General features: G+C 36.8%; 13 protein-coding genes, 2 tRNA genes and 1 riboswitch. Of the genes, 14 read left to right on the top strand and 1 reads right to left on the bottom strand.

Annotated features, from left to right (window positions below):
- Window positions 1-138 precede the first annotated feature (138 nt).
- Window positions 139-214, top strand: a tRNA-Thr gene (locus tag G5W_RS0119965).
- A 22-nt stretch (window positions 215-236) separates the two neighbouring features.
- Window positions 237-309 (top strand) — tRNA-Ala (locus tag G5W_RS0119960).
- A 107-nt stretch (window positions 310-416) separates the two neighbouring features.
- Here G5W_RS0119960 and G5W_RS0119955 read toward each other — a convergent pair.
- Window positions 417-1,514, bottom strand: a complete 1,098-nt coding sequence (locus G5W_RS0119955) for a C40 family peptidase (protein ID WP_010099547.1) — start codon at window positions 1,512-1,514, stop codon at window positions 417-419.
- Between the two features lie 584 nt (window positions 1,515-2,098).
- Between G5W_RS0119955 and motA the strand changes: the two genes are divergently transcribed.
- From motA to G5W_RS0119900, 12 genes are all read left to right on the top strand, one after another.
- A complete protein-coding gene (motA, locus tag G5W_RS0119950) occupies window positions 2,099-2,893 on the top strand; it encodes a flagellar motor stator protein MotA (RefSeq protein ID WP_010099546.1) in 795 nt (264 codons plus the stop codon).
- Entirely contained in the window at window positions 2,880-3,197 is a 318-nt protein-coding gene (locus G5W_RS24770) for a flagellar motor protein MotB (RefSeq protein ID WP_010099544.1), read from the top strand. The genes motA and G5W_RS24770 overlap by 14 nt, the downstream gene beginning before the upstream one ends.
- A 35-nt stretch (window positions 3,198-3,232) precedes the next feature.
- Complete coding sequence (locus G5W_RS24765; RefSeq protein ID WP_010099542.1) at window positions 3,233-3,643, top strand: OmpA family protein; 411 nt, start codon at window positions 3,233-3,235, stop codon at window positions 3,641-3,643.
- Window positions 3,644-3,671: 28 nt separating this feature from the next.
- Entirely contained in the window at window positions 3,672-5,366 is a 1,695-nt protein-coding gene (locus tag G5W_RS0119940) for a methyl-accepting chemotaxis protein (RefSeq protein ID WP_010099541.1), read from the top strand.
- 199 nt (window positions 5,367-5,565) lie between these two features.
- Window positions 5,566-5,650, top strand: a riboswitch (cyclic di-GMP riboswitch).
- Between the two features lie 129 nt (window positions 5,651-5,779).
- Window positions 5,780-6,382: a response regulator transcription factor gene (locus tag G5W_RS0119935; protein ID WP_010099540.1), complete on the top strand. Its 603-nt coding sequence runs from the start codon at window positions 5,780-5,782 to the stop codon at window positions 6,380-6,382.
- Window positions 6,383-6,680: 298 nt separating this feature from the next.
- Entirely contained in the window at window positions 6,681-7,817 is a 1,137-nt protein-coding gene (locus G5W_RS21785) for a CynX/NimT family MFS transporter (RefSeq protein ID WP_420178794.1), read from the top strand.
- On the top strand, window positions 7,810-8,553 hold the full coding sequence (pxpB, locus tag G5W_RS0119925) for a 5-oxoprolinase subunit PxpB (RefSeq protein ID WP_010099538.1): 744 nt from the start codon (window positions 7,810-7,812) through the stop codon (window positions 8,551-8,553). The genes G5W_RS21785 and pxpB overlap by 8 nt, the downstream gene beginning before the upstream one ends.
- A 4-nt stretch (window positions 8,554-8,557) precedes the next feature.
- Window positions 8,558-9,325, top strand: a complete 768-nt coding sequence (locus tag G5W_RS0119920) for a 5-oxoprolinase subunit PxpA (RefSeq protein WP_029191210.1) — start codon at window positions 8,558-8,560, stop codon at window positions 9,323-9,325.
- A complete protein-coding gene (locus G5W_RS0119915) occupies window positions 9,322-10,263 on the top strand; it encodes a 5-oxoprolinase subunit C family protein (protein ID WP_010099536.1) in 942 nt (313 codons plus the stop codon). Before G5W_RS0119920 ends, G5W_RS0119915 begins: the two co-directional genes overlap by 4 nt.
- 9 nt (window positions 10,264-10,272) lie before the next feature.
- Window positions 10,273-10,869, top strand: a complete 597-nt coding sequence (locus G5W_RS0119910; RefSeq protein WP_010099535.1) for a pyroglutamyl-peptidase I — start codon at window positions 10,273-10,275, stop codon at window positions 10,867-10,869.
- A 108-nt stretch (window positions 10,870-10,977) separates the two neighbouring features.
- Complete coding sequence (locus G5W_RS0119905) at window positions 10,978-12,165, top strand: MDR family MFS transporter (protein WP_010099533.1); 1,188 nt, start codon at window positions 10,978-10,980, stop codon at window positions 12,163-12,165.
- 12 nt (window positions 12,166-12,177) lie between these two features.
- Window positions 12,178-12,494 (top strand): HAD family hydrolase (locus G5W_RS0119900; RefSeq protein WP_010099531.1); only part of this gene is annotated, 317 nt, incomplete at its 3' end.

Here is a 12,494-nt window from a genome sequence, read left to right as displayed (position 1 = left end):
AAGAGTAGGACGTTGCCAGGCAATATATTATTTCACAGTACCTTAATGGTAGAACAATGACTATTAGTCGATGTTCGTAGATTCGACGGTTAGTAGTTGAGTTTACTTGTGAACTTTTTTGTGTCTTCTTACTATTTTGCCGGCCTAGCTCAATTGGTAGAGCAACTGACTTGTAATCAGTAGGTTGGGGGTTCAAGTCCTCTGGCCGGCACCACTTTCCTTTAATATATAATAGGGGGGCCTTAGCTCAGCTGGGAGAGCGCCTGCCTTGCACGCAGGAGGTCAGCGGTTCGATCCCGCTAGGCTCCATCTAAAAAGACTATAGTTAGGATTTTTCCTAACTATAGTCTTTTTTTATTATTGGGAATGCAAAAGGACAGTTCTCTTGCATTATTGAAGCAGGAGAACCGTCCCTTTTAATAAAATCTCTTAAATCCTTCAAAGTGCTTTTTCCAATAGGCTTGATCTAAGCTACTGATCATCACACCAGCATCAGAACTAGCATGAATAAATTCGTTGTTACCTAGATATATTCCGACATGAGATATTCCGGCTTGGTATGTATTTTCAAAAAATACTAGGTCTCCAACCTTAGGCATATCAACATAATAGGAACGCATATGGTAACCTTCACTAGAATATCGACTGATATCTAAGCCAGCTTCTTTATAAGCGTAGTATATGAATCCACTACAATCAAATCCCAAAGGTGATGAACCACCCCAGGCATATCCGATTCCCAATTGGTCTTTAGCAACATTAATCAATTGATTAATGTTGTAGGAAATATCACTAGAAGGTGTTTCGACAATAGGAGTTGTAACGTTAGGAGTCTCCACATTAACTGAATCACCAATATGTAGCTTTTGGCCGATATAAATCATATCGGAGTTTAGTTTATTCCATTTCTTAAGATCTGCAATCGTAACGCCATACTGTGATGCAATTTTAGATAATGTGTCTCCTGATTTAACTGTATATCCTTTTGTACTAATCGGATTTGTATTTATTGGTTTTTCAGTCTCTGGTTTCAACGTATTGTTTTGTTTTTCAGTATAAACAGATTTATTGATAACCAATACATTTCCTGGATATATGAGTGTCGTATTTAGGTTATTCCATTGAATAAGATTACTTAAAGAAACCTTATGTTTAGAGGCAATAGCACTTAACGTATCACCGGATTTTACTGTGTATGTAATTTTACTTGTTGTGTTTGGTGATGCGGTTTGTTTTGGTTTTTCTTTTGTCGATTCAGTCTTATTACTAGTTTTGTTATTAGGTAAGTCTTTTTGTGTCTTTAGTACCTGGTTTGGAAAAATAATTTCGGTCGTTAAATTGTTTAACGACTTCAATTGTGAAATCGTTATATTATGTTTTTGTGCTATTTTCCATAGTGAATCACCACTTTGGACTTTATATGTACTCGAAGCTTCTGCCTCTTCTATACCAAACAATGCTGACGCTATAAATGCAGTCGCAGCTACTGACATATAAATTTTTTTATTAGCCAATTTGTTAAACCTCCTTGTCTTATTAGATATAGTTGAATCTATTATACTATAAAACTTGTCGAGAATAATAGAATTTATGGGAAATTAGTTATAGAATGGGTATTTTTTCCTTTATTAATTAGACATAAAATCGGGACAAGGGGTAGGTTCATTTGTCCCATAGGATGAAGTTACATAGGCAAAATTAAAGTATAATGGTCATATTTATTAAAAAATATATAGTTGAAGCCATATTATCGTAAATAGAATAAAGAATTTGTTGTTCTTAATATTCCTGAAAGAAAGTAGATTTAAAATTGGGACAATGGACCTGTCCCTCTGTTCCACAATTTTCACAATAAAATTTAAAATGCCTCTTCAATTATCTCGAAACTGTACGATATAAAACATAGGACAAAAGATAGCTTAAACATATACACCTTTTAAAAGGCTTCCTTTCAAAAAGTAGTCAATGTTGAGGTAATTTTCGGAATAATAGTTAACCTAATCGTCCAATTAAGATTGGTAAAAGTCTAGTTGACTGTCTCAAATGAAGGAAGCTTTTTTCTATTATTAAATCTATACAAATAAATGGAGGACCACACATGGATAAGTCATCACTTATAGGAATTATACTAGGAATTATCGCAGTAGGAGTTGGGATGTTTTTAAAGGGCGTTGGGCCTGAGCATCTAATTAACCCTGCAGCTATATTAATCATCATTGTCGGAACAGCGGCATCTGTAACGATCGCCTTTCCGGGTAGTACATTGAAAAAAATACCGGCTTTATTCAAGATTTTATTCACAGAGAAAAAACAAAAGAGTGTACCGGAACTTATTAATTTATTTACAGAAATGGCAGACGCAGCTCGTAAAGAAGGAATTTTATCCCTTGAAACAAAGATTGATGAGATTGATGATCAATTCCTTGCATCGGGATTACAATTGGCAGTTGATGGACAATCACCAGAATTCATCCGTGACGTTATGTTAGAAAAAATTGATGCAATGGAGAAACGACATCAAGAAGGAGCAGCTATTTTCACACAAGCAGGTACGTACGCTCCTACACTTGGGGTATTAGGTGCGGTAGTAGGTCTGATTGCTGCACTAGCTGACATGAGTGATATTGATGCAATTGGTCATGCGATTGCTGCAGCCTTTATTGCAACATTACTTGGTATTTTCACTGGTTACGTGATGTGGCATCCATTTGCCAATAAGCTTAGACAAAAGTCCAAAAAAGAAGTGGAAATTAAAGAGATTATGATTGAAGGTATCATTTCAATTACGAATGGGGAGTCTTCAAAAGTTCTAAGAGATAAACTAAGCTCTTACCTAACCACAAGCGAGTTAGCAAAACTAAGTCAGGAGAAGAACAGCAATGAGGAAGAATAAGAAAAAACATGATGATCAACATATTGATGAGTCATGGCTACTCCCCTATTCTGATTTATTAACACTATTAGTTGCTTTGTTTATTGTACTATTTTCCATGAGTACAATTGATGCAAAGAAGTTTGAAGAAATGGCTGCAGTATTCAGAAGTGAATTTGGAAATGGTGATCAGGGAATAATGGAACAACCAATTCCAACACCAGAGACGAAGTTACCAGAAGAAGAAGAAAAAGAAGAAAGACAAGATACATCTGATAATGGCGCTACTGAATATATGAATCTACAAGAACTAAAAGAAAAATAGATAACTATATTTCCAAAAATAATCTAAGTGACGCATTGGCTACAGATTTATCTGACCAAGGTCTAATGATTACGATTGAGAACGATGTATCTTTTGATCCTGGAAGTGCAGAAGTAAACCAAGCAGGTATTGAGATTGCAAGTGAAATATCGAAGCTATTATATACAGACCCACCACACGAAGTCATTATTAGCGGACATACCGATGATATACCTATGAACAATGCAGAGTTTGGGTCAAACTGGGAACTGAGTGTTATGCGTGCAGTTAACTTTATGACATTAATCTTAGATAACAATGAATTAGATCCTACGAAATTCAGTGCGATGGGCTATGGGGAATACAAGCCAATTGTGCCGAATACAAGTGCAGAGAATCGCACAATGAATAGACGTGTAGAAGTACTGATATTACCAAATTTTGATATAGGTGAACATATTCAATAGTTCTATACAACTAAGAGGAGAATCAGCGATGAAAAAACTGTTAAATTTTAAAACAATACGTGCGAAAATATTAGTAGCATTTTCGGCCGTAATTCTTGCAGTGTTTCTATATTCCAGCTATAACGTAATATCTATCGATAACATTAGTAGAAATACAGAGGAAATCATAGAGAAACAGCTAGAATTGCTTATTGTGGATGAAGAAATAGCCAATAATATGTTAAACCGAACTGGTTTAGTTCGCGCGTATATGTTATATGATGACCCAAAATATCGTAAGCTATTTGAAGATCAAATCGATGAGAGCATTGAACTCGAAAATAGATTATTAGAATTAAGTGATTCGGAAGAGACGAAGAAATTGATTGAGAAAAAGATTCAGTGGGGTACTTTGACTGATGAGGTCTATGCTGCATATGATCGTGGTGATGTAGATGAGGCATTGAACATAATGGCAAATCAGGTAGCTCCCCTAGAATTAGAAATAATAGAGGGCTTTAATGCGTCTGCTAAGCATCGGGAAGACATGATTAAAGAATTAGGTGAAAAGGTTATTAATGATAGCCAATCTACTGTAACAGCAAGTTTCTACTTTGGAATAGCGGCAATCGTGTTATCCATTATTTTTGCTATCATTACTGCTACCATGATGTCTAATCGTATCAAGCGCGTAAAAGATAGATTACAAACAATAGCAGCAGGTGACTTAAGTCAAGAGCCGTTAAAAACAGATGAACGGGATGAAATTGCCCAATTATTACTTGCAACCAATGAAATGAGTGATAGTATTCGTGGCTTATTATTCCAAATTAGCTATGTATCTGAAACGGTTTCAAGTCAAAGTGAAGAATTAAGTCAGTCTGCAAATGAAGTACGTACAGGAACAGAGCAAATCGCAACAACAATGGAAGAATTAGCTTCTGGTACGGAAACACAAGCAAACAGCGCTGGAGATTTATCCTCTATGATGAGCTCCTTTACAGTACAGATTCAAGGTGCTAATGAGAGTGGTACAGAAGTTGAGAAAAATTCCCAAGAGGTTATGCGCTTAACAGATGAAGGTAGTAGTCTGATGCAATCATCTAGTGAACAAATGGAAAAGATTAATCATATCGTAAAAGATGCAGTAGGAAAAGTAGAAGGATTAGATTCCTCTGCACAAAAGATTACGAACCTAGTATCTGTGATTAGTGATGTTGCTAATCAAACAAATCTACTCGCTCTAAATGCAGCAATTGAAGCGGCAAGAGCTGGCGAACATGGTAAAGGATTTGCAGTGGTTGCGGATGAAGTAAGAAAACTAGCAGAACAAGTTTCATTATCTGTTAATGACATTACGGATATTGTAACGAGTATTCAAACTGAATCTACAAGCGTTACAGAATCACTACAAGAGGGATACAAGGAAGTTCAAGTAGGAACAGAAAAGATTGGATCAACGGAAAAAACATTTACGAGAATCAGTGATGCTCTATCGAATATGGTATCTAGCATAACAACGGTTTCTTCAAACCTTTCCTCTATTGCATCAGGTAGTGAAGAAATGAATGGATCTATCCAAGAAATCGCAGCTATCTCTGAAGAATCAGCAGCTGGAGTAGAACAAACATCAGCATCTGCACAGCAAGTGAATGGCTCGATGGAAGAGATTGCAGGAAGCTCTGAAGAATTAGCAAGGCTTGCTGAAGAGCTAAATGCATTAGTTACCAAGTTTAAATTATAACCATATCCCAAAGTCTACCGAGAATTCGGTAGACTTTTTATTTGAGTCTGAGCGTGTTGATAATCGGGAAATTCAACAATCATTTAGAAGTTATTCTAGTATTCTCTCCAAGGCCACTATTTTTTCCTAAAAGAAGCAATAGATTTCTGTTGCTATTTTTATAAGATTTGGTATACGATAATCTATGTGGAAAAAACCATTTGTATAAAGGCAAACTATCTGAAAGGGTAGGACGCAAAGCTAAGGGTCTAAGGTTGAAAAACTATGATCGCCTGGTTGCCAAGAGGGATTGTATGCACAATATTTCATTGGCTATTCTTCATGTTAAAGGATAGTTTTTTATTGGAATATTTTCAATTGGCAATTTCTACCATTGTAATAGGGTAAAATGTAATTTGGTGGGGGGAGAGCCTATGAGTGAGATTATAATTATTAAAGAGAAAGACTTAGTACGTGATATTGTTCTAGAAAAACTTACAGAACATATGCCAGATTATTCTTGGAGAGCTATAGATTCTGTAGAGTTTTTACAAGGTGGTCAAGAGCTTACTTGTGACTTGGTCATCATTGATCTAGGTATTAAAGTCGATATTTTTGAAACGATTGAACATTACTTGAAAAAAAATGTACGTACTGCAATTTGGACTTCTGAATTAGAGAAGCCTATATTACGTAATCTGTTTCGGTATGGTTTACATGGTTATTTTTATAATGGTATGGAATTAAGTGAATTAGTATTTGCAATAAAGTCTATGCTAAACGAACAGCAGTATATCCATCCAAAACTATCAACTGTTCTACTAAGTGATTACGTAAGATTAACCAATAAACAACCTGTTCGACCAAAAGGTGTCTTAACAGAACAGGAATGGAAGGTCTTAGAAGAATTAGGTAGAGGTTTAAATAATGGCAGTATTGCCAAAGAATTATATATTTCGACTAGAACGGTTAATAATCATGTAAGTTCTATATTAAAAAATTACATGTATCAGATAGAACGAATGCCGTTATATTAGCAGTTAAGAATAATTGGATTACTTTATAAGTGATTAATTAAAATCCCGTTGTGATGATCTCATGGCGGGATTTTACATGTCATGATGTGAAAATAGTTTCCCAATCATATGATTGGTCGACAAGTTATCATTATTTCCGAGGAAATATTATGTGGCTTATACAAGTTTTGACCTTTTTCTTACATACAATCAATATGCTATAGTAAAATAAAATAATATTTGGAAGGAGATACAGCATTGGAGTTTGAACAACAAGATATAAAAGTTAACCGTCTCTAAAGTCCTGCTAATAACGGGAATAATTCTAGTAGCATTTAATCTTCGCCCGGCAATTACCTCTGTTGGTCCTCTTATGAGTACAATTAGAGATGATGTTGGTCTATCGAATTGGAGTGTTGGTTTACTAACGAGCTTACCATTAATCGCTTTTGCTATTATGTCACCCATAGCAGCAAGACTTGGAAATCGCTTTTCAAATGAGCGTGCAATATTGTGGGGACTAATTGTTTTAGGAATAGGGGTTGCTGTACGTTCTAATTCTGCTGTGTTGTTAATATTTTTGGGAACTTTATTAATCGGTGTTGGAATTGCTATTTGTAATGTATTGTTACCAGGAGTAGTAAAGGATAAATTCCCGCTAAAGGTCGGTTTAATGACGAGTATCTATTCTACTGCTATGGGGGTCTTTGCTTCAACAGCTTCAGGTGTCAGTGTACCAATTGCAAGTGGGATGAATCTAGGATGGATAATGGCCTTGCTAGTCTGGGCATTACCTGTAGTACTAGCAATTATCATGTGGTTTTATCTCGCTCTAAGGGAAAAGAAAACCACCCCAGACATGCCTTTCGTTCAAGTAGCAGACTCCAATCTGTGGAAATCCCCGTTAGCTTGGCAAATTGCAGCATATATGGGATTACAGTCCTTTTTGTTTTATGTAACCATTTCATGGCTACCGGAAATACTTCATTCAAATGGAATGAGTATGGAAACGGCGGGTTGGATGCTATCATTTACACAATTTATTGGTTTACCGGCAAGCTTTATTGTCCCAGTTATAGCCGGGAAATTTTCATCTCAACGTCCCATTGTACTCACGATTGGAATAATATCTTTAGTGGGATTAGCGGGGTTATTACTAGGCTCATCTTATTTTGTATTAATCCTAAGTATTATTTTATTAGGTCTTGCACTTAGTGGAACTTTTGCTCTGGCACTAGCTTTACTAGGAATGCGCGCAAGAAATGCCAAGCAAGCTGCCTCTTTATCCGGTATGGCACAGGCTCTTGGCTATTTGTTAGCGGCAGTTGGTCCTATATTTATAGGGTATTTGTTTGATCTAACTACTAGTTGGACTGCGCCAATTATAACCATGATGATTGTTTCTGTGCTGGTTGTCTTATTTGGGTTGGGAGCAGGACGAAATCGTTATGTTTGAGGAGATGGAGCACTTGGAGATTCTTCCAAATGGAGATAGAGGATTATTAATACGTTTTTGGGAAGACGTTACGCCAAAACTAAACGAAAAGATTCGTGCTGTTTGTTTAAGAATTGAGAATGCATCCATTTCAGGTGTGCTAGAACTTGTTCCCGCCTTCAATAGTATAACAATTTACTATGAACCAACTATTATTGCTTATGAGGAAATGCGTAAGGAATTACAACTAATTCTACAAGGGAATATGGTCGATTTTGATCACATTACTAGAAGAGTCGTTCATGTTCCAGTCTTATATGGGGGAGAGATGGGACCAGACCTCATATCGTTGTCTAGGGAAGCGGGACTTACGACGAATGAAGTGATTCAGTTTCATACCACTCCATCCTATTTTATTTATATGATGGGCTTTTTGCCAGGATTTCCTTATATGGGTGGACTTGATGCAAAGCTTATATCCCCCAGATTAGAAAGTCCTCGCTTGAAAGTAGCTGCGGGTTCAGTAGGGATAGCGCATGAGCAAACAGGAATCTATCCAATTGAATCACCAGGCGGATGGAAGATAATTGGAAGAACTCCACTCCAAATATTTAATCCAAATCTAGAAGAGCAAGCTTTTTTATTTCAGATGGGTGACCATGTGAAATTCTACGAGATTGACGAAGAAATGTATAACGAGATATGTAGACAACAAGATTCGGGTCAATTTCGAGTTCAAATAGATGAAATGGGGTGAAGAAATGTACATTGATTTGAATTGTGATATGGGAGAAGGATTTGGCGTTCATTCCTTTGGACTCGATGATGAATTAATGGATGTTATCACCTCTGCGAACATTGCTTGTGGTGGACATGCAGGGGATTCTGAAGTCATGGACTATACGGTTCGTTTAGCGAAGGAGAAGGGAGTAGCAATCGGTGCGCATCCTAGTTATCCTGATCTTGTAGGGTTTGGGAGACGTTATATGGGGTTATCTCCAGAAGAAATATATCGTTTAATGATCTACCAAATTGGTAGTTTACAAGCATTTTGTAGTGTACACAACGTATCTCTTCATCATGTAAAGCCTCATGGGGCACTATATAATGTAGCAGCAAAGGATAAAAGTATTGCGGATGCGATTGCTAAAGCTATCTATGATCTGGATTCTTCGTTAATATTATATGGCTTAGCAGGAAGTGAACTACTGACAGCAGGAAAAGCAAGGGGTCTAGCTATTGCATCGGAGGTTTTTGCAGACAGAACTTATCAGGCAGACGGCTCTTTAACACCTCGAAATGATGAGCGTGCATTGATAATAGACTCTGATAAAGCTGTTGAACAAGTGAAACAAATTGTTTTGAATAAGGAAGTAGAAGCGATAGATGGTACGGTGATACCGATGATAGCAGACACGATTTGTGTCCATGGGGATAGTTCGAAAGCATTGTCATTCGTATTGCGCCTGAAAGAGGAATTACACCAAGCGGGAATAAAGGTGACGAGCTTAAGGAGGAAGAATGAATGATGACCACCATCTTTGAAGTAATAAAAGGTGGGTTACATACAACTTTCCAAGACTTGGGACGAGGTGGCTTTCAACGCTTCGGTGTTCCAGTATCAGGAGCAATGGATTCTTATTCGATGCAGTTAGCGAATATACTGGTTGGAAATAATCGGAATGAAGCATGTTTGGAGGCTTGTCTGATTGGCCCTACTTTAGTAGCAAGAGAACCGATTTCACTAGCTATTACTGGTGCAGATTTTGATCCAAAAGTGAATGGAAAGTCTGTACCAATGTGGACTACCTTGAACATGAAAAAGGGTGACATTTTATCCTTTGGTAAATGGCGAGAAGGAGTTTATGCCTATATCGCTGTTGCAGGAGGATTGAAAGCTACTAGCTATTTTCATAGCAAAGCCGTTGATGAGAGAATTGGTCTTGGGAAAACAGTAGAGACTGGTGATATAATAAAAGGACAGCCTAAATTGTTGAAGGATAGATTAACTTTTCACCCGAGCATCATACCATCATACCCAACAGAAATACAGGTTGCTATTGTGAAAGGTCCACACCTCGATGTTATTCCTAGTAACTATCGAAAGGCATTTTTTGAAAAGACTTTTACATTAGAGCCAAATTCAAATCGGATGGGTTATCGGCTACACTCTGATGATATCTACTTAAAAGAGATAACTAGTATATGGTCCGATGCTGTCCCACATGGTGGAATTCAGATTTTACCAAATGGTCAACCAATTATTTTAATGGCTGATAGACAAACAACGGGTGGTTATCCAAGGATTGGAACTGTTGCTACAACCGATATTTCAAACGTAGCACAATTAGTTCCAAGAGGTAAATTGCGTTTTTATTGGATAACGATAGAAGAGGCTCAGAAGCGTTACCGAAAAAGAGAAAGCATCCTGAAGAAACTTTCCTATTTTCGAAAACAACTAAAATGAGGTGTAATCATGAAGAAACTATTATTAACAGGATTTGAACCATTCTTAGAATTCCCAATTAACCCAACTACGGAAATCGCAACTTCCTTACATGGTGAAGTGATTGATGATTATCAGATTATCGGGGAAGTTCTTTCTGTCGATTTTAATCAATCAGGAAAACAGCTAATCAATCTAATTCAGAAACATGATCCAGATGCAGTTGTTTCACTAGGTCTTGCAGGAGGAAGAAACTGTATTACCCCGGAAAGAATCGCTATCAATTGCAACGATGGTCCAGTTGATAATAAAGGACATAAGCCTAATGGGGAAAGGATTTTTGCGGATGGCCCTGATGCTTATTTTTCAACCTTACCAATTTACGAGATGATCGAAACACTTACGAATAATGGATTTCCTGCTAAGATATCCAATACAGCAGGCACTTATCTCTGTAACAATGTGATGTATCATGGTTTACACTATTTCAGTGAAAATGCTATGGACCGTCCGTCTGGGTTTATCCATATTCCTGCATCACATGATTTAGCAGTGAAGAAGAATATGCCTAGCTGGTCACAGCGTGATTTGATCGAAGCGATTAAGTTATCGATAACTTGTTTATAGTATATAAAACAAGATAGAAAATAAGATGATATCTCCATTGCGTTCATTAACTAAATGTATTAAAATTACCTAGTTAATGAGATTATTAGAATGTGAGATGATGACATCATGCCTAGATATATTTGGCTCTTAGTAATTGCAACGGCCATTAGTGTAACTGGTGGTTCTTTTTTATGGCCACTTAATACGATATACATGCATAATGAACTTGGAGAAAGCTTAGCATTTGCTGGCTTTATTTTGATGTTTAATCAAGGTGCAAATATTGTAGGTAACTTAATAGGCGGTATTTTGTTTGATAAATTTAGCGCGTACAAGACAATCCTATTGGGTACGATTCTATCGACTGTAGCTTCAGTAACTTTGGCAATAAATCATGATATTGTTACGTATTCCATTTGTCTTTTAGTAATTGGCTTAGGATCAGGGATAACATGGCCAGTTATGTTTGCAATGGCGGGATCAGTATGGCCAGAAGGTGGAAGACGTGCGTTTAATGCGATTTATGTAGCTCAGAACTTTGGTGTAGCACTAGGGGCAACGATCGGTGGATATGTAGCTAGTATATCATTTGATTATATATTTATTGCCAATTCATCTCTATTTGTCGTATTTCTGTTTATAGTTATCTTCGCCTTTCGTGGTATGGATGAAGAAAAAAACCGTCATATGCACACATCTGTTATTGAGCAAAGTGGAAAAATTAAGGATAAATCTGCATTTACTGCATTAATTATTTTAAGTGGCGGATTTTTCATTACGTGGTTTGCTTATAGTCAATGGCAATCTACTATTGCTTCCTATACACAAGACATCGGTGTTCCACTTGAACAATATAGTTCATTATGGGCAATTAATGGCTTTCTAATTGTATTAGGTCAGCCCTTATTAAAACTGTTTACCGATCGAGTAACATCTCCGAAAAAACATATCTATATTGGAGCAACCATCTTTTTATTTTCGTTTATCATTGCTATGATTGCTGAGGAGTTTACGATGTTCGCAACAGCGATGGTCATTTTGACAATAGCAGAGATGCTTATTTGGCCGGCAATACCTACACTAGCGAATCAACTAGCACCAAATGGTCGTGCTGGGTTCTATCAAGGGTTTGTTAATAGTGTTGCAGCTGCTGGTAGAATGCTAGGTCCGTTTATTGGTGGGTTAGTAGTAGACTTATTTAATATTCAAGCTCTGTTCTACGGATTAATCGTATTATTGTTCATTCCATTTGTAACCACGAAATTTTATGATAGAGTTATAGAGGAAGAACTAAATAGTGAAAAACAAGCATAAAGGAGTTTATAGATGTCTACTATTAAATTAATTGCCTTAGATATGGACGGAACATTATTGAACTCAAATCATACTGTTGATGATCGCACAAAAGAAGCAATCCGAAAAGCATTGGAACAAGGTGTCCATGTTGTACTTAGTACGGGGAGATCAATTCAAACCTGTTATTCCTATGCCGAGGAATTAGGGTTAACATCTTACCTAGTAACTTGTAACGGTGGAGAAGTTTGGACAATGAAAAAGGAACTTCTGGAACGTCATATATTAGAAACGGATATTGTGGAGAAGCTTTGGAATTTAGGATCGGGTCTTGGTGTATATATGTGGAT

The organism is Ornithinibacillus scapharcae TW25 (assembly GCF_000190475.1).
In the GTDB taxonomy this organism is placed as follows: domain Bacteria; phylum Bacillota; class Bacilli; order Bacillales; family Amphibacillaceae; genus Ornithinibacillus; species Ornithinibacillus scapharcae.
This window is presented reverse-complemented; position numbering and strand designations above follow the sequence as displayed.

Bases quoted from the DNA above. Each gene is read 5' to 3' on its own strand.
- pxpB (WP_010099538.1), top strand. From the start codon at position 7,810: ATGTTTGAGGAGATGGAGCACTTGGAGATTCTTCCAAATGGAGATAGA.
- G5W_RS0119915 (WP_010099536.1), top strand. From the start codon at position 9,322: ATGATGACCACCATCTTTGAAGTAATAAAAGGTGGGTTACATACAACT.
- G5W_RS0119905 (WP_010099533.1), top strand. From the start codon at position 10,978: ATGCCTAGATATATTTGGCTCTTAGTAATTGCAACGGCCATTAGTGTA.
- G5W_RS24770 (WP_010099544.1), top strand. From the start codon at position 2,880: ATGAGGAAGAATAAGAAAAAACATGATGATCAACATATTGATGAGTCA.
- G5W_RS0119910 (WP_010099535.1), top strand. From the start codon at position 10,273: ATGAAGAAACTATTATTAACAGGATTTGAACCATTCTTAGAATTCCCA.
- G5W_RS0119935 (WP_010099540.1), top strand. From the start codon at position 5,780: ATGAGTGAGATTATAATTATTAAAGAGAAAGACTTAGTACGTGATATT.
- G5W_RS0119940 (WP_010099541.1), top strand. From the start codon at position 3,672: ATGAAAAAACTGTTAAATTTTAAAACAATACGTGCGAAAATATTAGTA.
- G5W_RS0119920 (WP_029191210.1), top strand. From the start codon at position 8,558: ATGTACATTGATTTGAATTGTGATATGGGAGAAGGATTTGGCGTTCAT.
- motA (WP_010099546.1), top strand. From the start codon at position 2,099: ATGGATAAGTCATCACTTATAGGAATTATACTAGGAATTATCGCAGTA.